We start from the raw sequence: 20,804 nt of genomic DNA, 5'->3' as shown, positions 1-20,804 counted from the left end.
ACTGACTTATTTGCCTTTCACTACAGCGGTGTCAGTCCAGGTATCGTGCCAGGGGGCGTCGCCAAACAGCATGCTGAATGGTTCAAAAGGCACCCATCTGCAAACGGTGCGGAGCATGATTCTTCCGGTAGTGAGTGGTTGTCCGTTGGTGCTTACCACATGCGTACCGGTTACCATCTTACCAACAGTACGTCCGCCTGCGAAACCTTCCATGCCGGTGTAGTAAGCGAGGTTAATGACGAGACTGAGGAGGATAGATTCGTAAATGCCTATTCCGAGTACCGCGGCTATTATGTTTTGGGCTACGCCCACGATAATGCCGTCGATAAGCAGGTTAGCAAAACGTTGTCCTTTGGAAGCATGTTCAAAGGAAGCTTGTTCCTGCAGATCGGAGAGCAGGTCAGTGTTTTTGGTTTGGTTAAATGAATCCATAGGTTGAAACAGTATATAGCGTTAAAAAATAGATTTTACAATTAAACGAGGCTTTTTCCGATGGAGTTAATATCCTGTGGCCGTGGGGCATTGGGATCACCTGCTGGTCCCTGGTACACGATCGTCCGGTCAAATGCCATGATGGCCAGGAAGATAAAGCTCAGGAAAACCAGCCCCAGCGTAAATCCGGTGCCTTTTCCAAAACTTTTGCTGAGCAGATCGATCGCCATGATGCCAAAAATAATATTTGCAAAAGGGATAAAAAACATCAACAGCCACCACCATGGCTTGCCGATAATCCGCAGTAAAATAAGTGTGCTGTAAATGGGGATGATGCATTCCCAGCCTTCAAAGCCGGCTTTCCTGTATATTTTCCACATACAGATGATGGAGAAAACAGCAATGCCGATACCAAACAGCAGAAAGGGGATAAGGAAGGCAAAGATGGCACCACTATTGGCGTTGTCCATAAGGATATAGTTTTGAATGAAAGAATAAAGACAAACGGCTGCCACATGTTTCAGCACGTTGTCTGGGATTAAAACGTCAACAAGATACACAAAATTTCAAGTATAACAATTGTAGCACATACATATTTGGTTGATTTTTTAACGGGAAAATAATACGCCAGGGGAGCTGATCCAACATTTTTTTTGAGATTTCTTCTACAAAATTTGGATTTTCAGTGGATTGCATTACCTTTGCAACCGGCAAGTCTTATACGACCAGCTCCTGCTGAACTCCCCCAGGACAGGAATGTAGCAAGGGTAGGTGGTTGAAGCGGTGCGATATAAGTAACTTGCCTTTTTTCTTTTTTAAAGGTCATTAGTTGCTCGTCAGTAGTCATCTGGTTACTATTTGCTCACCTCATTCACTAATGACAGTGTACTCCACAAATGACGCAAATCAAGTCCTTACAATCTAATTCTTAATAGTATGAAATTCTTTATCGATACAGCCAATCTCGATCAGATAAGAGAAGCTCATGATCTCGGCGTACTGGATGGTGTAACCACCAATCCGTCCCTGATGGCCAAAGAAGGTATTAAAGGTGAAGCCGCTATCCTGAAACATTATGCGGACATCTGCGAAATCGTGGATGGTGACGTGAGTGCAGAAGTGTTTTCTACTGATTTCAAATCTATCGTGGAAGAAGGTAAGAAACTGGCTGCTATTCACCCCAACATCGTGGTAAAAGTACCAATGATCAAAGAAGGTGTAAAAGCCATCAAATGGTTTTCTGAGAACGGTATCCGTACCAACTGCACCCTCGTGTTTTCTGCCGGTCAGGCTATCCTGGCGGCTAAAGCCGGTGCTGCTTACGTATCTCCTTTCATCGGTCGTATTGATGACAGCAACTGGGACGGTGTTGAACTGATCGCACAGATTGCACAGATATACAGCCTGCAGGGCTTCAAAACGGAGATCCTCGCAGCATCCATCCGTAGCGCGCTCCACATCGTTAAATGCGCTGAAGTAGGTGCTGACGTATGTACCTGCCCGTTAGATTCCATCCTCGGCCTGCTGAAACATCCGTTAACGGATATCGGCCTCGCCAAGTTCCTGGAAGATGCCAAGAAAATGTAGTTTCAAAGATATTTTTTAGATGGTGTATCCCCGGTGCAGTTCTTGCGCCGGGGATTTTTTTGTAAATTGTTAACCACCAAAACCATTAACCGGATGGGGAAATATATTCTTGCGCTGGACCAGGGCACCACCAGCTCCCGCGCCATCATCTTCGACCACGATGGCAGTATCAGGGCTACTGCACAAAAAGAATTCAAACAGATATTCCCCCAACCCGGATGGGTGGAACACGATGCCATGGAAATATGGACGTCCCAGGCCAGCGTAGCCGCAGAAGTACTGCTCAAGGCCCGCATCACCGGCGATAACATCGCGGCCATCGGTATCACCAATCAACGGGAAACCACCATCGTATGGGACCGCAAAACCGGCAAACCAGTCCATAACGCCATCGTATGGCAGGACCGCCGCACCGCCGCCTACTGCGACAGCCTTATCAAAGAAGGCAAGGAACAAATGATCAAAGACAAAACAGGTCTGCGTATAGATGCCTACTTCTCTGCCACCAAAATAAAGTGGATACTGGACAACGTTGCCGGCGCCAGAGAAAAAGCAACCGCCGGCGAACTGGCCTTCGGCACCGTAGACAGCTGGCTTACCTGGAACTTCTCCAACGGCCACCTGCATATCACCGATGTGAGCAACGCGTCCCGCACATTGTTGTTTAATATCCACGACATGCAATGGGACACAGAACTGCTCGCTCTTTTCGATATCCCAGCGTCTATGCTGCCGGAAGTAAAACCTTCCAGTGAAGTATACGGCTACTCCGAAGCCACCCTCACCCCCTATCGTATTCCTATTGCCGGTATCGCCGGCGATCAGCAGGCGGCGCTCTTCGGACAGATGTGCACCGAGCCCGGTATGCTGAAAAACACCTATGGCACCGGCTGTTTTATGGTGCTCAATACCGGTGACAAACCCATCCCCTCGAAAAACAACCTGCTCACCACCGTAGCCTGGCAGATCAACGGTAAAACCACCTACGCCCTGGAAGGCAGCATTTTCATCGGTGGGGCGGTAGTACAGTGGCTGCGCGACGGCCTCGGCATCATCCGCCATTCGGCAGATGTGGAAAAACTGGCTGCTACCGTGCCCCATAGCGATGGCGTATACTTCGTGCCCGCTTTCGCCGGCCTGGGCGCCCCCTACTGGAACCAGCATGCACGCGGCACCATGGTAGGCATCACCCGCGGCACCAGCGCTGCACATATCGCCCGCGCTGCCCTCGACAGTATTGCCTTCCAGACCATGGACGTGCTCAAAGCCATGGAAGGCGACGCCGGTATGACCATCAGCGAACTTCGCGTCGATGGCGGCGCCACCAGCAATAACATGCTCATGCAGTTCCAGTCAGACCTACTACAGGTACGCGTGGTACGGCCGCATATCACCGAAACGACCGCCTTAGGCGCCGCCTACCTCGCCGGCCTGGCCGTCGGATACTGGGACAGTATCCCGTCCATAGCCCGCCAGTGGAAGATAGACGCCACCTTTGAACCCGCTATGGAAACAACGCAACGCCAACAACTTTGCAAGGACTGGAAACGCGCTGTCAGAGCAGCCCAGGCCTGGACAGAAGAAGCCTAAAAACTCCACACATGTCACCATTCTTAGCCGAAATTATCGGAACCGCTTTTCTCATCGCCCTTGGCGACGGTGTAGTCGCCAATGTAGTACTAAACCGGTCCAAAGGCAACCAGGGCGGCTGGATCGTCATCACCATGGGATGGGCCATGGCCGTCTTCGTCGGCGTATTCTGCGCCGGACAGTACAGCGGCGCCCACCTCAATCCTGCCGTCACCATTGCCCTGGCCGTCAAAGGCTCCTTCAGCTGGGCACTGGTACCTTCCTACATCGCCGCCCAGATGCTGGGAGCCATGCTGGGCGCCGGTCTCGTATGGCTCTGCTACAAAAAACACTTCGACGCCACAACAGATGCCGCCAGCAAACTGGGTGTCTTCTGCACCATCCCGGCTATACGAACGCCAGGCTATAACTTCCTCACCGAATTTATTGCCACACTCGTCTTTATACTGGCCGTATTTTATATCACCAAACCCGCTACCGGCATCGGTTCCCTCGATGCGCTGCCCGTAGCCTTCGTGGTACTGGCCATCGGCCTCTCCCTTGGCGGCCCTACCGGCTACGCCATCAACCCCGCCAGAGACCTCGGTCCACGTATCATGCACGCCATGCTGCCCATCGCCGGAAAAGGCAGCAGCGACTGGAGCTACGCATGGATACCCGTCGCCGGCCCTATCGCCGGAGCAGTGGCAGCCGCATTGATATACAACGCCTTCCTGATTTAATATTGTTATGATTGCATGATTGAAGGTCCCGGGGCTGAAGCCCTGGGACCTTGATTCGTCAGAATACACTATTCATAATTAATGGCTCCCCTGTCTCCCGAACCCAATCACCCCGCCCCGAAAACCACGTCTAATCCCACGCCTAACGCCCCCTGACACCAGATGAAAACCTCCTCACGGAAACGCCTATCTCAAAAACCTGATATTTATCATGTGAGTTATTTTCATTTTTTTCTGAAAGTTTCGTAACTTTGATAAAGATTACTACTGGTACGGCATTTGAACTGCCAGCAGTATCAGAATGTTATAACGAGGCATGCCATATCCAAATACAAAATAAACAGATGAATTATGATCCAGCCTAATATTCCGGAGTCAGCTCAACCGCGCGTAGTTATTGTAGGAGGAGGATTTGGTGGTATTAATTTGGCCAAACAGCTCAAACACGCTCCGGTCCAGGTAGTCCTGCTTGACAGAAACAACTATCACCTTTTCCAGCCACTGCTCTATCAGGTGTCTACTGCCGGACTGGAACCAGACAGCATCGCTTTCCCGCTACGGGGCATCTTCAGAAAACAGAAAAACCTCGTCTTCCGTATGGCGGAAGTGACAGGCATCAGAGCAACGGAAAACATACTGGAAACAGGTATCGGCGACATCCATTACGATTATCTCATCTTCGCCACCGGCAGCAATACCAATTTCTTCGGCAACAAAGCCATAGAAGAAAATGCTATCGGTATGAAATCTCTGATCGAAGCAGTTCAGATCAGAAACTATGTGGTGAAACAATTTGAAGAAAGCCTGCTGCTTAAAGACCCCGAAGAGATAAAACCCAAACTGAATTTCGTGATGGTCGGCGGCGGCCCCACTGGCGTGGAACTCGCAGGTGCGTTCGCTGAACTGCGGAAATATATCATGCCTAAAGATTATCCCGATCTGCCCCAATCCCTGATGAACGTTTACCTGATAGAAGCAGGCCCCAAACTGCTGGCTTCCTTCAGCGAAAAAACATCAGAACGCACGCTGCACGCGTTACAGGAACTGGGCGTAAGAGTGATGGTCAATACCGGCGTAAAAGAATATGACGGCCATACGATCACGCTCAGCAACGGCGAGAAAATTCAATCACAGTCCCTCCTCTGGTCTGCCGGCGTGAAAGGCGTACCGGTAAACGGTCTGCCACAGGACATTCTGCTGCCTAACGGTCGTATTCTGGTCAATGAGTTCAATCAGCTGAAAGGATTTGAAAATGTATTCGCCATCGGCGATATCGCGCAAATGACCAACGACCCGCGCTTCCCGAAAGGATATCCCATGGTGGCCCAGGTGGCTATCCAACAAGGGAAAAACCTGGCACATAATATCCGCCTCCTGCTGGAGAAAAAAACGCTGAAAGGCTTCTACTATAAAGACCTCGGCAGCATGGCCACCATCGGACGTAACAGAGCAGTGGCCGAATTCGCCAATATGCGCCTCAGCGGCTACTTCGCCTGGATAGTATGGATGATCGTGCACCTTATGAGCCTGCTCGGCTTCCGTAATAAACTGGTGGTGTTCATCAACTGGTTCTACCGCTACTTCACCTACGAAAGAGGTACCCGCATCATCATCAAACGCGGTGCAGCCAACATTGTGAAGCTACGGCAAACAGTCGGCGTATAATCAAACAAGGTTGTTTTGTTGTTATATAAATAGGTGTTTTATTGTTAAAAATGCAAAAGACCTGATGAGCATTCATCAGGTCTTTGCTTTATAACATATCTCCGCCAGCTACTTGCGGTTCAGGATAGAATTTAAAGTAACACTGGCCACCAGCTCATCTGCACGGCCGCCCAACGGACGGAAGTACAACAAAATAGTATAGTTGTTCTCCGTTTCCCACCAGTTGCCTTCTGTTAGTTCTGTATTCAATTTTGCATTAGGCACTGTCTTATCTATCAGCCCGTACATGTAATTATAGTATCCCTGCTTCAGGAACAAAGTTCCTTCATAAGCCCTGCTGGCAGCGTTGTAGCTCAATTTACTATTGCTGTTCAGTTCGTAGTCGGTCATCTCCCCAAAGATATACATATCATAACCGGCGTAAGGTTCAGGGGAAGCAAAAGAAAAATGCACAGACGCATAGTCTCCCTCAAAATCCGGATTATAATCATCCAGCGTGGCCAGATAATATTTGCCATTAACGTCTTTTATGAACTGATATACTTTGTCGGCCCGCTCTACATCCGGCACCGCGAAAACATCCGTACTGTTTGCATGATACTCCGATCTCCGTACGCGCTCTGTCTGCAAACGGAAACTCCGCAGGTCTATCCAGCGGAACTCTTTCCCCGCGGGAATAACACAGTCCAGCTCCGCATTGTATTTGATCACGTTACCGTTGATAAACTGCGGCTTCAGATTGGTAACAGCATTGTCCCAACGGTAGTTTTGCAGGATCACCACTTTGATCTGGTCAAAAGGGTTCTGGATATTCAGAGAACCGGTATTGACCTCAAAGTTCACCTTCTGGTGCGTGCGGAACAATTTCGGAGACACCGGCTGCTGGATAAACCCCGCGACACCGGCCTTTGATTCCACTACGTACATACGACGGGTAAACGCCAGCTGCGTAGTATCACTGTCCAGGTACACCTTCAGCAGGTAGTTGCCCGACTTGATCGGGTAACTGTTGGTGCCCGGCAGCTGCACACTGTAATGCGTATACCGCTGCAATGCCACGGAAGACATCTTGTAATTAAGTATCCTGGTTTCAGAGAACCCACGCATGTAGTCAAACTGGTTCACCTGTGCCGGTGTCCAGTCCGCGTTACAAAGGATAAAAGAATAGTAATAGGTTTTCACATCGTTGTCCATGTCGTCAAAAGACAGCTCCAGTTTCTCCCCGGTACCAATGGTATACATGGGCATACTCAGCGGATCGCCCTGCTGATTGAATTTAACGGACTTGATGTTGTTGTGGTAGATATGGTCCGGTGTAATGACATTGGCCTGCGCCATTACCCTGCCGGTAAACAGACAGGCTGCCAGGACCACCCATAAAAGAAAAGCTGCTGTACGCATACTGGCTATTTGGTTGTATTCAAGTTACGATTATTTGCTTATTTAGAGATTTGATTTTTGATTTGCTACATTTGCTTTAATCGAAATCAGTTCAATGGAATTATCTGCTTTTATTGCCAGAAGGATCGCTTTTAACAAAGCCTCCTCTTTTTCGAAGTTCATCATCAACATCGCTGTAGCTGCCACCGCAGTCAGCGTGGCGGTAATGATCCTGGCAACGGCCCTCGTCAATGGTTTCCAGCAGGTCATTCAGGACAAGATTTTCAGCTTCTGGGGACACCTTCACGTTAATCAATACCAGCCTAACGCCGGCCCGTTGACAGAAGAAATACCCTTCGCCTCCAGGCCTTCCCTGATAGACAGTATCAAAAAAGTGCCCGGCGTAAAAACCATCTATCCCTACGCCACCAAATCGGCCATCATCAAGTCCGAAAAGGAAATCAACGGCATCATCTTCAAAGGAATAGACAAAAGCTACGACTGGCCGCAGCTGCAGCGGTTCATGCAAACCGGCCGGCCGCCCCGCTTTAATGACACCAGCTATGCACCGGAAATTATGATTTCCACCAACATGGCGAATGAACTGCAGCTAAAGGTAGACGATAAAGTCATCATCTACTTCATCCAGGGCGGCGGACTACCGCCCCGCGCGCGCAAATTACAGGTTTCCGGCATCTTTAAAACCGGTATCGAAGAATATGACAAGACGTATGTTATCGGTGACCTGAACCTCATACGCCGGCTCAATGACTGGGAACCCTCACAGGTAGGCGGTTACGAGATCATGCTCCAGGACTATCATAAGATGGACACCACCGCCCGCATCATCGATAACAATGCACTGCCCGATCAACTTTTTACACGCACCATCCGCGATATCTATCCCAATATTTTTGACTGGCTTCAGTTACAAAACCAAAATGAACTGATCATCATTGTGATCATGACCATCGTGGCGGTTATCAACATGATCACCGCTATCCTGATACTGATACTGGAACGGACCAACATGGTAGGCATCCTCAAGGCATTGGGCATGCGTGACTGGAAAATCCAAAAAGTATTTGTGTTCCAGGCAGGTTACATCATCCTCATGGGCGTCCTCATCGGCGACTTCTTCGGACTGGGACTGGCCTTTATGCAAAAGGCCACCGGCATCTTCAAACTCCCGGAAGAGTCTTACTACATGTCGGTGGCCGCTATCGATATCAGATGGCCGGAAATAGTGCTAATCAATCTCGGCACCCTCGCCATCTGTTTGCTGGTATTACTGATTCCATCGCTCATTATCCGGAAAATCACGCCGGTAAAAGCGATCCAGTTCAAATAACTTTATCTTCCGCTCTTCACGAAGTCACGCAGATAACTGCACTGCCCATATACTTCCTGGTACAGGCGTGTCTGGGAATAGTTGTTCCGTAACACGGGGAAGTAACGGTTACGTACCAACGCTGCATAATACTTATCGCTGTCTTCCAAAGGTGTCACATGTTTCTGATAACAACGTGCCGCCATGAAGAAACATTTAGCCCTGAATTCCGGATCAGTGGCTGCCTGCGCTGCTTTCAGATAATAACCCTCTGCTCCGTAAGCACCAAAATACTGCCGCTCAAAAGGATCTTTTTCACATTCAGTAGTATACCAGCGGGTAGACGGCCTGTAGCGGCTCACGAAGTTCCACGTTCTGCCGTAATAAGTGATATTAAACAGTCCTGTCGCATATTCATAGTAAACCTTCGCATCTACCGGCGCTACTTTCATCTTCTCTTGCAAGGCTAACATCTTGTCGCAAAACTGCAACTGTGTAATGGCTTTGGGATAAGCTTTTTCAGGCGCATCGTCCGGACCAAAATCCTGGAACAGCTCTTTGAACACAAGGTAAGAAGAGGTCATCTTGCCGGCTTTTCTGAACCATTGTTGTGCGGTTTTGAAATCATGCACGCGCAGGTAACTTTCGCCGAGGGCAGCATTCATATCCACTTCTTTCGGGAAAAAGCCGGTCAGGTAAGTCTCGTAAGGCGTTTTGCCGGTAGCTTTCATGAAGTTATTTAGTTGCAACAACTGTGCGCTGTTCATCTCATCACAGATCTGTTCTGTCGCTGACTGGCCGGAGAGGAAATAATCATATACGTTCAGGCTGTCACAACGGCCACGGATCAACGCTTCTTTGGCAAAGTCTTTCTGCTGATGGTATTTAGGCGCTAATATGACTCCCAGCAGGTTGCGGTAGGTTTTGCCGAAATATCTGTCCCGGCCGGTGCCCCACCAGTCCCGCTGCCGCGGTGCGGCCGCCAGCTGGCTGTCCAGCCATTTAAAGGTGCCCAGTAATTTTTCTTCCAGTTCTTTGTCGATGGTTTTATGCTGGTTGATATTGATCAACAAATTCACCACTTCCCACTGGTTACGGATCTCAGGTTCTTTGCTGTTGACTTTGTCCAGCTGGGCCCTTGCCACATCATAGTCACGGCACATATAGGAAAGGTAGGCTGAATTCACCTGCCAGAAGGCCAGGTCTTTCACTTTCCCTTTGTCGATCACGCTGTTCATCCAGCCGATCAACGGGCGTATCTGGGTATTGACAATGGTATTCAGTTCGGGTGACAGGTTCACCATACCCGCCATGGTTACGGAATCCGTAGAAGAGGAAACAGCCCTGTCGAGAAAGCGGGATTCCAGTTTACTGATTTCACGGCCCGCTAAAACCATCAGCGCAGGTGATGTGGGATCAAATTCATACACCTTCTTCAAAGGTTCCAATGTGATCTCCTCTTTCCTCATACCATAAATAGCCGCTACCATGGCCTTTTCGCGGTTGTCTTTACAGAGATGGTACACTGCTTCTTCCGGCGCATTGCCCCATTTCATGCTGGTATAACAACTGATACGCAGTGCAGGCGCCTTATCGAAAACACGGGAAAACAGATAGGCCCCTTGTATGGAATCGCCCATATGCTGCACAGCACCTGCCTTCAGGGCCAGTGCCTTGTAATACATCAGCGAAGAACCGCCTTTCTTAAACAACTTATCGAAGGTAGTGACGGCATCTTCATACTGGCCACTGTAGTGCAACAGCCTTACCTGCTGCAAAGCATAACGTTCGCGAAGCTCTTTATTACCGGTTTTTTCATACAGTTCGGCAGCTTCTTTTCCCAACGCCTCCATGGTAGGCATGTTACGCGTAGGCGGCGTCCATGGATCGATCTGGCTGACAGACGGCTCACATGTTTTTGCAAACAACAGGTAGCGCGCAGCATCCTGGTTGCGATCTTCCTGCAGGAACTTTACAAAGGTGTTGTTCCGCGCACTGTCAGGCAGGGAAGCAGTACTACGCGTAGCTACTGCCGACATCTCATCTTTGGTGTAGGTATAGATGTACTCCCGGATATCAGCGGCTTTTACCTTATCGCCGGTAAACCGCTGCCAGTCGCTCACATTCACTTCTGTTTCCGAAGGCGTGGTGGCATCTTCATAAAAAGGGCTCATGCCGGTATAGTAAAACGGCTCATACCCTTTTCCTGATTGGTAAGGATTAAAAAAGGAGATGTAATAATCGTAAGGATCTGCCTCTGCCCCGCAAGACAGAATATAGATCACATTGCCAAAAAACACGGCACAAAAGCTAATGAAAAAAACGATAAATTTTTTGTAGTTCATCCAACGGATAATTATGAAGGGTTACTGAATCCAAATGATAAAAAATAACAACAGGGTCATAGTCCTGCCGCTGCTGTGCTACCATGCGGGAAACGGCTTCCAGCACGGCGGGCTCGCTCGTTTCCCGGCGCACCACATTACCGGCTTTTAACAGGTATCCATTTACCACGCTGTCTTTCTGAACGGTGTAGACGTATTTCCCTGACGGCGCAAACAGTGCAGTGTCGCGTAGTTCGGCTGCTCCGATGTTACGAAGAATGCCCGCATAACGGCCATCTCTGAATAACACCGACCAGTCAAACAATGGCAGGGCAACATCCAAAGGTACCGGATAAGCGGATACTCTGTCACTGCCGATATAAGATTTCATGGTGTTTTCATCCAGGATGGAGTTATGGTCTCCCGCTTTCCGCAGATCACCCATATTGTAGCACATCAGCAGTCCCTTGTCTACCGGCGGCACGCCGCTGTTGATCAAAAATTTCACCTGGTGCATACGGATAGTGGCCGACAGCTGCCGGTCACGAAAAAAAGACAGCTTCCGCAGCTGCTGCAGAAAAGCAAAATAAGCATCCCGGGAAGTGCGCGTCCAGTCGCAGTCCATCTGTACTTCCGGGATACGGGCAGCAGGAATGTGCCGGCACAGCTGCTCCAGCAGCCGGTTAATATTGGCGGCAAGCGCAGTATCCGGCTTGCCCCACACTTCATTTACAATGAACACCACCGGTACAATGTCGATACTGTCCGGCAGGGGTGCTTGTTCCCGTAATATGGCGACCGGTACGGGTTTGCCGGTACCGGGGTCAACATCGGTATCAAACATTTTTATGTAGAGCCTCCTGGCCGGCAGTTGGCGCAGGTATTGCATCTCGCGGGCATTACCGGTCCATGTCTGTTTCCAGTAGTAAAAAGCAGGAGTTATCTGTCGCGGCGCGGGACGTTGGCAGGCGAAACACAGTATCAACAAACACAAAAACAGATATCGGGACATTTCAGTCGGTTAAATCAATAATCTGCCACAGATAATGCCGGCGGCTACGGCTGCGTTCAGGGATTCAGCGCCGCCAAGGCGCGGGATGGTGATGCGATGGGTAGCGTGCGCAATGGTCTCTTCGCTCAGCCCGCGGCCTTCGTTACCGATCAGGATAATCCCTTCCCGGAGGGTGGTAAAGCTGGTGATGTCCACTCCATGCAAAGTAGCGGCGTAGGAAGGCAGCTTACTTTCTTCCAGCAGCGTCCGGATGTCCATCTCTTTCACCTGTACCCGGGCGATACTGCCCATGGTGGCCTGGATGGTTTTGGGATTGTAAACGTCCACACAGTCGGGGGAAACGATGATTTGCCGGATGCCAAACCAGTCGGCTATACGAATCAGCGTGCCCATGTTGCCGGGGTCCTGGATCGCTTCAAGCGCCAGTACCACTGTACCTTCCTGCGGAAGCCCTCCCTGCGCCGGCGGCATGTCCAGCAGGGCCATGGCATTGTTCGGCGTGGTAAGCGCCGACAGTTGTTTCAGGGCTGCCTGGTCCACCTCTTTTACAGCATCCGCCGGCAAACGGTCCAGGAGCTGGCTATGCTGAAGCAGCCATGCACTGGTGGCATATACGGCTTTCACTGGCATGCCCGCCTGTAGTAGCTCCTGTACGATCTTGTCTCCTTCCGCAATATACTGGCTGGATTTTTGACGGTTTTTTTTGTGCTGTAATGATTGAATATATTTAATTTGCGCCTTTGACAACATGAGGCCAAACCTACACGATTTCTTTTAATCAGCCAAGAAACAGGCTGCCGGAGGTAGGGTTCAGTATTACCATTTAAAATATTATAACGTTTTCGCCCGTGATGCAGCCGCCACCCAATTCAAGGACTTCTTTGCTGAGATATTTGCTGCTACTGGTTGGAATACTGGCTTTGGGCGCATGTTCCAATACCAAATACCTGCAACAGGACCAGACCTTATATATCAACAGTACAGTAGATGTGAAAGGCGATATCCTCAACTCAGAAAAACAGGATATCCGCAGCTCCCTGTCTTCTAAATCGCTGATGACCCAGCAGCCCAACAAAAAGCTGCTGACCACCCGCATTAAGGTGTGGCTGTTCAATCAGAAGTATAACGAGAAAAAATCCAGCTGGTTCTGGAACATGGTGCTCTCCAAAAGAAACCTGGAAGCCCCGGTGGTCTATGATTCCGCCAAAACAAAGGAGTCTATCGCCCGCATGACCAGCTACCTGCATAACCAGGGCTTCTTCTACGCCACAGTGACAGCCGACGCCAGCGAGAAAAGACGCAAAACCAGCGTCACCTACGCTGTGAATACCGGCCGCAACTTCGTACTGGATAAAATCACCTACGAAGTGCCCGATTCCAATCTCCTCGCGATCGTGCAGGCCAATCAAAACCTGTCGCTCCTGAAAAAAGGCATCGCGTACAAATCGGCCACTTTATCATCCGAGAGAGAAAGGCTTACCCGCGTTATCCGCGATGCCGGCTATTACAAATTTGGACGCGATGCCATCGAATTTGAAGTCGATACCCTCAATAAAGCACTGTTCCGCAACTCCCTCAATCCCTTTGAAGGGTTCGTGAACATCTTCGCGGAAAACAAAGGCCGCGAAAAACCCACCATGGACGTGGAAGTAAGGATCAAAAACCCTGAAGACTCCGCCAACGCCACCTGGCAACGCTATCACATCAGCCAAATATACGCATACCCGGACTTCCCCCTCAACGGTAATCCCAACGATTCCACCCTGAAGGAAGATAAACGCAAATACATTACCATCCGTTCCCATCAGGATGTCCTGAAACCAAAAACACTGTCCAAATCCATCCTGCTAAGACCGGGAGAAACATACTCGTTACAGCAGTATAATAATACGGTCAACAAACTGTATGACCTCGGCGTATGGCAGTTTGTGACCCTGCAATACAAAGAAAACAAGGATACTGCACACGCGCTGGATGCCTATCTCTTTCTCACGCCCCGCCGCAAACAGGAGCTGGGCATCAACTTCGAGTTGAGCAACAGTTCCGACTATACGTTAGGTTCCGGCGTGAGCCTCAACTACAGGCATATCAATCTCGCTAAAAGCGCTACCCAGCTGAGCATGAGCCTTAATACCGGCATTGAACTGGTAAGACTGCCCGACAGCTGGGTGCTGCAGTCCAGGGAGTTTGGCGGGGAAATGAGTTTCACCTGGCCCCGCTTCGCACTGCCGTTCAATATCCGGCAGACGGCGCGGTCCAATGTAAAAACACGCCTCACTTTCGGCGCCAATTACCTATCCCGTGTCGAAAAATTCGATATCACCAGCATCAACCTTTCCTATGGATATGACTGGAACGAAAGCCTGTACAAACGCTGGATCGTGAAACCTTTTACGCTCAACTATGTAGGGGTGAACCTCGATCCCAATTTTAAGGCGACCACCGTAGACCCCAACCCCTACCTCAAGCGTAGCTTTGAACCTGCGCTGATCGGCGGAGAGAGCGTTTCTTTTATTTACAGCAATAATGACCTGCTGCATCAACGGCACTACAGCTATTTCAGGGCAAACATCGAAGAGTCAGGATTGTGGCTGAATGGTATCAACAGCCTGGTAGACATGGCTACCGGTAAAAAATCCAATATTGAATCCCTTACCAAAGTAAATATTTCCAATTTTGTGAAGATGGAGGCCGACTACCGTCACTACTGGCGGTTAGGCGTTCATAGCGGGCTGGCGACAAGGATATATGCAGGCGTGGGCATTCCCTACAGCTCTTCAAGCGTACTGCCTTATGTAAGACAGTTCACTTCCGGCGGTCCCAACAGCATCCGGGCTTTCCGGCTGCGTACACTAGGCCCCGGCTCTTACAAGGACACATCTTCCGCTGCCCAGATATTCCCCGACCAAACCGGCGATATGAAACTGGAAGGCAACGTGGAATACCGGTTTGACCTGCTAAGGATGTTTGGCGGCACCGTTAATCTGAAAGGCGCCACCTTCCTCGATATGGGTAACATCTGGATGATCAAGAAAGACCTCACAAGGCCTGGCTCCGAATTCCGCTTCGACCAGCTCTATCATGACCTGGCCATCGGTACCGGCGCCGGCCTCAGGCTGGATTTCTCTTTCTTCCTGATCCGCCTCGACTGGGGCATACCGCTGAAAGTGCCTTATTACACCGACAGCAAAAACGGCTGGTACGTCAGTGAGTGGGACCTGGGAAATGGCAGATGGCGCAGAAACAATATTATCTGGAATATTGCTATTGGTTATCCGTTTTAGGCGCGCTGTTGGCGGATATAAACTCTTCCATATTGATGGCTTCTTCCAGCCTGAAAGCACCGATGCGGGTACGGCACAAACTGCTCAGATAAGCGCCGCAGCCTAAAGCAGCACCATAATCGTTGGCCAAAGAGCGTATATACGTGCCCGTGCTGCATACCACGCGGAAATGCACAACAGGCAGTTCTATTTTAGTGATCTCAAATTCGGAGATAGTGATCTTACGGGGCTCCACTTTCACATCCACTCCTTTTCTGGCCAGCAGATAAATAGGTTTACCGTTTTGTTTAATGGCAGAGTGGATTGGCGGCAGTTGCATGATTTCACCTAAGAAACCGGCAGTAGCGGCTTTCAGGGCAGCCTCATCGATGCCGGCAATATCTTTGAAATTTTCCGGTTCAGACTCCATGTCAAAAGTGGGCGTAGTGGCGCCGAGTGTGAAAGTGCCGGTATACTCTTTCTCCTGAGCCTGGTATTCATTGATCTTTTTGGTCATTTTACCGGTGCAGCAGATCAGCAGCCCGGTAGCCAGCGGGTCCAGTGTGCCGGCATGCCCTATTTTGGCTTTCGTTAAATTTCTTATTTTGCGTACTACATCAAAGGAAGTCCATGTCAGCGGTTTATTAACCAGTATTACAGCTCCTTGCTGGTATTTCGTCTTATCGGTTGTTTGCATCCCGCAAAGATAGCTAAATCACGTTTAGCGCACCATATCCTGACTCACTACTGGTTATATAGTAAAATATTATAACCAATAACTATTAAAAGCTTGAAGCTTTTGCATAAATTCACGCAATTTTGCTATCATGTCATTAGAACACCATAAGAATGCAACGCTCCGTTATCAGCAGCAGGTAGACAACTCCCGCGATTACGTGGTGCCGTTTATCCAGCAGGAATTTCCGCAGCTGGAAGACCTGCGTGTCATGGAAGTGGGCTGCGGTGAAGGCGGCGTGCTCACACCTTTGCTGGAAAAAGGCTGCCATTGCGTAGGAGTAGACCTGGCACCGGCCAGGATAGAACTGGCCAGAAGCTTTCTGGGGAAATATGAAACTACCGGGCAATTGAAGCTGATTGCCAAAAATATTTATGATGTTGATTTTCTGGGAGAATTCCGTAACTCCTTCGATGTGATCATCCTGAAAGATGCCATCGAACACATACCGGACCAGGAGAAAATTGTCGGTCACCTCAAACAACTGCTCACGCCACGCGGACAGGTATACTTCGGCTTTCCGCCCTGGTATATGCCCCACGGCGGTCACCAGCAGATCTGTCATAATAAATTCCTGAGCATGGTGCCTTATATACACCTGCTGCCTAAACCGGTGTACCGAGGCGTACTGCGGATGTTCGGGGAAGAAAATGATATCGTTCAGGAGCTGATGGACGTGAAATCCACCGGTATTTCCATCGAACGGTTTGAGCGGATCGTAAAGCGCCAGGGCTATAAAATCACACAACGCCGGTTCTATCTGATCAATCCCATCTACAAATACAAGTTCAATGTCAGCGCCCGCGAGCAGTGGAAGCCGGTTGCAGCGATTCCCTATGTGCGTGATTTCGTGACGACATGTATGTATTATATGATCAAGCCGGAGTAACCGGCACAAACAAATAAACAAAGAGCGAAGATGTCCTGCCGGAGATCTTCGCTCTTTGTTTTTATAATGATTTACTTACGGTAACGGCTACTTGTTCCAGATGTCCCATGAAGCCTCTGCCTGCAGGATCAGCATCTCATGCCCGTTTTTAATGGCCGCGCCCTGTGCGGCGCCTTTTTGCAGGAACAGCGTCTCGGCAGGGTTATACACCAGGTCATACAGCAGATGCCTGGAGGTAATGAATTCATAGGGGATCTCCGGACAGGCGTCTACGTTAGGGTACATGCCCAGCGGCGTAGTGTTGATGATCAGCGTGTGCGCCTCCATGATAGCCTGGTCCAGCGAACTATAGGCCACTGTTCCGTTACCGGGCGTACGACTGGCCACCATGTAAGGGATGTTCATTTCCTGCAATGCATACATCACAGCTTTGGCCGCGCCGCCGGTGCCCAGCACGAGGGCTTTTGTATGGTGCTGTTGCAGCAGGGGTTCCAGCGAATTGCGGAATCCGATCACGTCAGTATTAAAGCCTTTCTTTTTGCCATCTTTAAAGCGGATGCAGTTGACAGCCCCGATGTTAGCGGCGGCATCGCTGAGTTCATCGAGATAAGGGATCACCTGTTCTTTATAGGGAATAGTGACGTTCAGGCCGCACAGGTCCGGGTGCTCGGCCAGCAACGCGGGGAACCCGGTGATAGCCGGTATGGGGAAGGTTTCATACTGATGTCCGGCGATGTGTTCTTTTTCAAATTTTTCGGTAAAAAACCCTTTGGAAAAAGAGTGGCTGAGCGGAAAGCCAATAAGGCCGTATGTTTTCATGTGTTGTTTTTTAAAAAAGAAGAGACCTGATTATTTAGAATGTTTTGTTGCATCATAAATAATCAGGTCTCTAATATATCATTCCTTTACGGAATTATTCTTTGTCAAGAAACAGGTGGAAGGTATCGCCTCTCAGGCCTACGCGCATCGCTTCGAGGGAGATCACCTCGTTGGGCGCCAGGTTGCCGAGGTTGGCATTGCAGCCTACCAGCTCCAGGAAGTACAGTTGTTGTGCTTTCTGAGGTGCTTCCCAGATGATTTTTTCAGCGGGGATCTGGGTCAGGATTTCCTGTACCAGGCCTTCGCGTACTTCACCGGTACCGCGGTAAATGCCTACGTTACCGCTTTCGCGGGCTTCTGCGATCACATAGGTAGCGCCGGCAGACAGTTCCGCTCTCATTAATTCGATCCATTTATAAGGAGGAATAATATGTTCCGCGTCTTTGGAGCCCACTTCACTCAGTACCAGGCCGATTTTAGACAGTTTTTCGATGTAGCCGCATTTTTCAGCATGCGGGATGATGATGGAACCATCAGACACCTCCATGTAATTGATACCGTAGTCTTGTACCAGCTTCACGTATTCATCAAACTGGTTACGGATGAGAAATGCTTCAAACAAAGTACCGCCAAAATATACCGGAATATTGGCCGACTGGTAAAGCTCAATTTTCGCGCGCAGGTTGGGCGTGACAAACGCAGTACCAAAGCCGAGTTTCAGGATATCCACGTGTGGTCCCGACGCCGATAAAAAATTTCTTGCTTCTTCCAAACTAAGCCCCTTGTCCATCACCATGGTAAGCCCATGGGTGCGGGGTTTCTTCGTCCTTTCCGGGATTTGTGTCAGATTAAAATTCATTTGAAATATTTTTATCTTCTTATAGGTCAGTAAAACACATACTATTTTTCACCCGGGCAAGTTGGGATAGTGTAGCTGCAATTTTAGTAACCGGAAATACAATGGCTTATGTCCATGACAATTTAAAAAGCCGGCGCAAAAATAAGAAGACTATACTTTATTTTAAAAGTAAATAACATTGGTTAACGTTTCTTGCGGTATTGAGCGATCAGGTCTACCACACTCACATGTTGTAAAATGGCGGGGTCCAGCTCCACCAGCTTTTTGAGGGCCTTGGGAGCCTGCTGCAGCGCGGTTTCCAGGTGCAGCAATCCTTCTTTGGTCTTGCCCTGCGCTATCAGGATAGCGGCCCGGTAATATTGGAACACCGGTTTTCGACCGGCTTTTTCCTCAGCAGCAGCCAGTTGATCGAGCGCTTCTTCCAGAAAACCAAATACATACAGGCCTTTTATCAGCTCCTGCCAGGGCTGCACGCTCTTTGGACGGATACGCACGGCGTTCACGAAATAAAGCAGCGCGTCTTTTTCCTTGCCCAGCTGCAGGTAACATTCGCCGAGGCTCATATTGTATTCTGCACTCTGTTTGTTTATTTTCAATGCGTTAAGCAATGATTTGACGGCGTTGTCCCAGTTTTCCTCCATCATATAGGCCACGGCGATCTTGTAAAACAATTTATCGTCGTTGGGGCTCAGGTGGGAAGCCTTCCGGTAGTAATAACGGGCCTGGGTGTACTTGCGCTGCCGCTCATAACAATGTCCGATGGCCTCATAGATCACATCTTCCGGTTTGGCGATTTCCAGGTGCTTCTGCAATACTTCGATCGCATCAGCATATTTACGCAAACGGATATAGGCATCGCCCATGTTCCGGTAAGCGTAGTCAAATTTCTCGTCAATGGCCACTGCGTATTGATAGGCGTCTATCGCCTTTTCGTACAGCTTCAGCCCCTGGTAGGCAGTGCCCAGGTTAAACCACGCCAGGTGGTTGAACGGGTGCTCGTCTATGATCCAGGTATGTAACCGGATACTCTCTTCGTTTCTGCCGGTAAACTCAGTCCAGAAGCAGATCTTATGCAACGCTTCCTCATTGTTGGGTTCATGTTCCAGCGCCATTTTCAGGCAGTCGAACACTTTCTCGAACTCCTCCCAGTCATCATATACGTCCGCCAGTTCCAGCAACAGTTCCGTCTTGTCTTCCCCCTCAAACTGGTCAATCTGCTCATTCAGTACGTCCGCAGCCTTCTGATGCTGGTTCAGCGCCAGGTATACGTCGGTCTGCAGGATATACAAATTGATATCGTTGCGGTCCAGTAAAGCGGCTTTGTCCAGTAAATGAAGGGCTTCTTTGTACTTTTTGGTTTCTATCAGTAAGTTGGCCTTTTTCAGAAGAAGTGCGGAGGAATAGGGAAACTGTGCTATAGCTATTTCGGCGGCCTGCAATGCAATCGGCATTTCATCCTGCTCGTCATAATAGTCTATGATCTGCTCAAATGAGTCCTCGTCCAGAAAAGAGTGAGATTTACCCGCCCTCAGATTTTCAAACTGCTGCAACAAGTCTCTCAGATCATCAAAATCCTCGTTTAAAAAAGAAAAATCTTTACTCATTAATGTAAATATAAGACTTTTATGTATCCACCAATTCGCAGTATTTAAAACCGTTTATAATTTTTTTAACATTTTATTAAGAATTTATTGTAATTTGCGTTAAGGATTTGTTATATAATAGATCGAAAAGTTTGTATATTTGTGTTACAATGAAAACGAAAATTCACATATCAAGGACTTTTTCATTGTCTTGCCTATTGGCAGGAGCTATGGCCCTGTTCGCCATTAGCGCCCTGGCAAATAATACCATTTTGCCCTCCGATAATGAAAAAGACAAGGCGAAAAAGACCGATAACCACTTCGTGTTGAATACCGCCATGCCCAAAACCAACCTGGCCCTCGACGCCGGTTACAGATTCACAGGCAGCTACAATTCAAATTTTAAGTTCACCAATACCAATGTGATTAACTTTCAGTCTGTAATGTCCTACACCAAAGGCAATACGACTTATGTTGTGCCTTACACTGTACAACCTGTACAGCCGCCGGTCAACAATATGAACTTTCAAAAACTGCAGATTATCCTGCCGCTTAAGAAAGGCTGACCTTAACGTTTCTTCAAGTACAAATACGGGCCTATCAAAAAGTTTAA

The 20,804-nt window shown here is 49.1% G+C and carries 18 protein-coding genes and 1 other RNA gene; 9 read left to right on the top strand and 10 right to left on the bottom strand.

Annotated features, from left to right (window positions below):
* Positions 1 to 6: 6 nt before the first annotated feature.
* The gene (locus tag HGH92_RS16085) at positions 7 to 432 is read right to left on the bottom strand and encodes an RDD family protein (RefSeq protein WP_168871804.1); all 426 of its coding nucleotides are present in this window, start codon (positions 430 to 432) and stop codon (positions 7 to 9) included.
* Positions 433 to 473: 41 nt separating this feature from the next.
* Positions 474 to 902, bottom strand: a complete 429-nt coding sequence (locus tag HGH92_RS16080; protein WP_168871803.1) for a DUF5684 domain-containing protein — start codon at positions 900 to 902, stop codon at positions 474 to 476.
* Positions 903 to 1,140: 238 nt separating this feature from the next.
* On the opposite strand from HGH92_RS16080, the gene ffs reads away from it, so the two are divergent.
* The 5 genes from ffs to HGH92_RS16055 all read left to right on the top strand — a co-directional run bounded on the left by ffs (position 1,141) and on the right by HGH92_RS16055 (position 5,996).
* Positions 1,141 to 1,240: signal recognition particle sRNA small type (gene ffs, locus HGH92_RS16075), an RNA gene on the top strand.
* A gap of 128 nt (positions 1,241 to 1,368) precedes the next feature.
* A complete protein-coding gene (gene fsa, locus HGH92_RS16070) occupies positions 1,369 to 2,019 on the top strand; it encodes a fructose-6-phosphate aldolase (protein ID WP_078667044.1) in 651 nt (216 codons plus the stop codon).
* 93 nt (positions 2,020 to 2,112) lie between these two features.
* Complete coding sequence (gene glpK, locus HGH92_RS16065; RefSeq protein ID WP_168871802.1) at positions 2,113 to 3,609, top strand: glycerol kinase GlpK; 1,497 nt, start codon at positions 2,113 to 2,115, stop codon at positions 3,607 to 3,609.
* 11 nt (positions 3,610 to 3,620) lie between these two features.
* The gene (locus HGH92_RS16060) at positions 3,621 to 4,331 is read left to right on the top strand and encodes an MIP/aquaporin family protein (RefSeq protein ID WP_168871801.1); all 711 of its coding nucleotides are present in this window, start codon (positions 3,621 to 3,623) and stop codon (positions 4,329 to 4,331) included.
* A 351-nt stretch (positions 4,332 to 4,682) separates the two neighbouring features.
* On the top strand, positions 4,683 to 5,996 hold the full coding sequence (locus tag HGH92_RS16055) for an NAD(P)/FAD-dependent oxidoreductase (protein WP_168871800.1): 1,314 nt from the start codon (positions 4,683 to 4,685) through the stop codon (positions 5,994 to 5,996).
* A 108-nt stretch (positions 5,997 to 6,104) separates the two neighbouring features.
* Here HGH92_RS16055 and HGH92_RS16050 read toward each other — a convergent pair whose 3' ends face one another.
* A complete protein-coding gene (locus tag HGH92_RS16050) occupies positions 6,105 to 7,397 on the bottom strand; it encodes a DUF5103 domain-containing protein (protein WP_168871799.1) in 1,293 nt (430 codons plus the stop codon).
* 94 nt (positions 7,398 to 7,491) lie between these two features.
* Between HGH92_RS16050 and HGH92_RS16045 the strand changes: the two genes are divergently transcribed.
* Positions 7,492 to 8,727 carry an ABC transporter permease gene (locus tag HGH92_RS16045; RefSeq protein ID WP_168871798.1) on the top strand — a complete coding sequence of 412 codons (1,236 nt, stop codon included), beginning with the start codon at positions 7,492 to 7,494 and terminating at the stop codon, positions 8,725 to 8,727.
* A 2-nt stretch (positions 8,728 to 8,729) separates the two neighbouring features.
* Here the strand turns inward: HGH92_RS16045 and HGH92_RS16040 are convergent, their stop codons facing one another.
* The 3 genes from HGH92_RS16040 to HGH92_RS16030 are packed head-to-tail and all read right to left on the bottom strand — an operon-like array spanning position 8,730 to position 12,792.
* On the bottom strand, positions 8,730 to 11,051 hold the full coding sequence (locus tag HGH92_RS16040; protein ID WP_168871797.1) for a hypothetical protein: 2,322 nt from the start codon (positions 11,049 to 11,051) through the stop codon (positions 8,730 to 8,732).
* Positions 11,017 to 12,042, bottom strand: coding sequence for a hypothetical protein (locus HGH92_RS16035; protein WP_168871796.1), 1,026 nt, complete (start codon positions 12,040 to 12,042; stop codon positions 11,017 to 11,019). Before HGH92_RS16035 ends, HGH92_RS16040 begins: the two co-directional genes overlap by 35 nt.
* A 9-nt stretch (positions 12,043 to 12,051) precedes the next feature.
* Positions 12,052 to 12,792, bottom strand: a complete 741-nt coding sequence (locus HGH92_RS16030; protein WP_168871795.1) for a TrmH family RNA methyltransferase — start codon at positions 12,790 to 12,792, stop codon at positions 12,052 to 12,054.
* 131 nt (positions 12,793 to 12,923) lie between these two features.
* On the opposite strand from HGH92_RS16030, the gene HGH92_RS16025 reads away from it, so the two are divergent.
* Positions 12,924 to 15,326: a BamA/TamA family outer membrane protein gene (locus tag HGH92_RS16025; RefSeq protein WP_168871794.1), complete on the top strand. Its 2,403-nt coding sequence runs from the start codon at positions 12,924 to 12,926 to the stop codon at positions 15,324 to 15,326.
* Here the strand turns inward: HGH92_RS16025 and truB are convergent.
* The gene (gene truB / locus HGH92_RS16020) at positions 15,307 to 16,002 is read right to left on the bottom strand and encodes a tRNA pseudouridine(55) synthase TruB (RefSeq protein ID WP_168871793.1); all 696 of its coding nucleotides are present in this window, start codon (positions 16,000 to 16,002) and stop codon (positions 15,307 to 15,309) included. The two genes, HGH92_RS16025 and truB, sit on opposite strands and share 20 nt — an antisense overlap.
* A gap of 130 nt (positions 16,003 to 16,132) precedes the next feature.
* Between truB and HGH92_RS16015 the strand changes: the two genes are divergently transcribed.
* Positions 16,133 to 16,930 (top strand): class I SAM-dependent methyltransferase, encoded by a 798-nt coding sequence (locus HGH92_RS16015; protein WP_168871792.1) that lies wholly within the window; start codon positions 16,133 to 16,135, stop codon positions 16,928 to 16,930.
* Positions 16,931 to 17,017: 87 nt separating this feature from the next.
* On the opposite strand, the gene HGH92_RS16010 is transcribed toward HGH92_RS16015, so the two are convergent.
* From HGH92_RS16010 to HGH92_RS16000, 3 genes are all read right to left on the bottom strand, one after another.
* Entirely contained in the window at positions 17,018 to 17,749 is a 732-nt protein-coding gene (locus tag HGH92_RS16010) for a shikimate dehydrogenase family protein (RefSeq protein ID WP_168871791.1), read from the bottom strand.
* Positions 17,750 to 17,843: 94 nt separating this feature from the next.
* Positions 17,844 to 18,608, bottom strand: a complete 765-nt coding sequence (locus tag HGH92_RS16005; protein ID WP_168871790.1) for a phosphosulfolactate synthase — start codon at positions 18,606 to 18,608, stop codon at positions 17,844 to 17,846.
* Positions 18,609 to 18,790: 182 nt separating this feature from the next.
* A complete protein-coding gene (locus HGH92_RS16000) occupies positions 18,791 to 20,212 on the bottom strand; it encodes a tetratricopeptide repeat protein (protein WP_168871789.1) in 1,422 nt (473 codons plus the stop codon).
* Between the two features lie 149 nt (positions 20,213 to 20,361).
* On the opposite strand from HGH92_RS16000, the gene HGH92_RS15995 reads away from it, so the two are divergent.
* Complete coding sequence (locus HGH92_RS15995) at positions 20,362 to 20,757, top strand: hypothetical protein (RefSeq protein ID WP_168871788.1); 396 nt, start codon at positions 20,362 to 20,364, stop codon at positions 20,755 to 20,757.
* Positions 20,758 to 20,804: the final 47 nt, after the last annotated feature.

Source organism: Chitinophaga varians (assembly GCF_012641275.1).
In the GTDB taxonomy this organism is placed as follows: Bacteria; Bacteroidota; Bacteroidia; order Chitinophagales; family Chitinophagaceae; genus Chitinophaga; species Chitinophaga varians_A.
This window is presented reverse-complemented; position numbering and strand designations above follow the sequence as displayed.

Coding starts and splice junctions, on each gene's coding strand:
- glpK (WP_168871802.1), top strand. CDS start 2,113: ATGGGGAAATATATTCTTGCGCTGGACCAGGGCACCACCAGCTCCCGC.
- HGH92_RS16055 (WP_168871800.1), top strand. CDS start 4,683: ATGATCCAGCCTAATATTCCGGAGTCAGCTCAACCGCGCGTAGTTATT.
- HGH92_RS16085 (WP_168871804.1), bottom strand. CDS start 432: ATGGATTCATTTAACCAAACCAAAAACACTGACCTGCTCTCCGATCTG.
- HGH92_RS16080 (WP_168871803.1), bottom strand. CDS start 902: ATGGACAACGCCAATAGTGGTGCCATCTTTGCCTTCCTTATCCCCTTT.
- HGH92_RS16040 (WP_168871797.1), bottom strand. CDS start 11,051: ATGAACTACAAAAAATTTATCGTTTTTTTCATTAGCTTTTGTGCCGTG.
- HGH92_RS16015 (WP_168871792.1), top strand. CDS start 16,133: ATGTCATTAGAACACCATAAGAATGCAACGCTCCGTTATCAGCAGCAG.
- HGH92_RS16035 (WP_168871796.1), bottom strand. CDS start 12,042: ATGTCCCGATATCTGTTTTTGTGTTTGTTGATACTGTGTTTCGCCTGC.
- fsa (WP_078667044.1), top strand. CDS start 1,369: ATGAAATTCTTTATCGATACAGCCAATCTCGATCAGATAAGAGAAGCT.
- HGH92_RS16030 (WP_168871795.1), bottom strand. CDS start 12,792: ATGTTGTCAAAGGCGCAAATTAAATATATTCAATCATTACAGCACAAA.
- HGH92_RS16005 (WP_168871790.1), bottom strand. CDS start 18,608: ATGAATTTTAATCTGACACAAATCCCGGAAAGGACGAAGAAACCCCGC.
- HGH92_RS15995 (WP_168871788.1), top strand. CDS start 20,362: ATGAAAACGAAAATTCACATATCAAGGACTTTTTCATTGTCTTGCCTA.
- truB (WP_168871793.1), bottom strand. CDS start 16,002: ATGCAAACAACCGATAAGACGAAATACCAGCAAGGAGCTGTAATACTG.
- HGH92_RS16060 (WP_168871801.1), top strand. CDS start 3,621: ATGTCACCATTCTTAGCCGAAATTATCGGAACCGCTTTTCTCATCGCC.
- HGH92_RS16050 (WP_168871799.1), bottom strand. CDS start 7,397: ATGCGTACAGCAGCTTTTCTTTTATGGGTGGTCCTGGCAGCCTGTCTG.
- HGH92_RS16000 (WP_168871789.1), bottom strand. CDS start 20,212: ATGAGTAAAGATTTTTCTTTTTTAAACGAGGATTTTGATGATCTGAGA.
- HGH92_RS16045 (WP_168871798.1), top strand. CDS start 7,492: ATGGAATTATCTGCTTTTATTGCCAGAAGGATCGCTTTTAACAAAGCC.
- HGH92_RS16010 (WP_168871791.1), bottom strand. CDS start 17,749: ATGAAAACATACGGCCTTATTGGCTTTCCGCTCAGCCACTCTTTTTCC.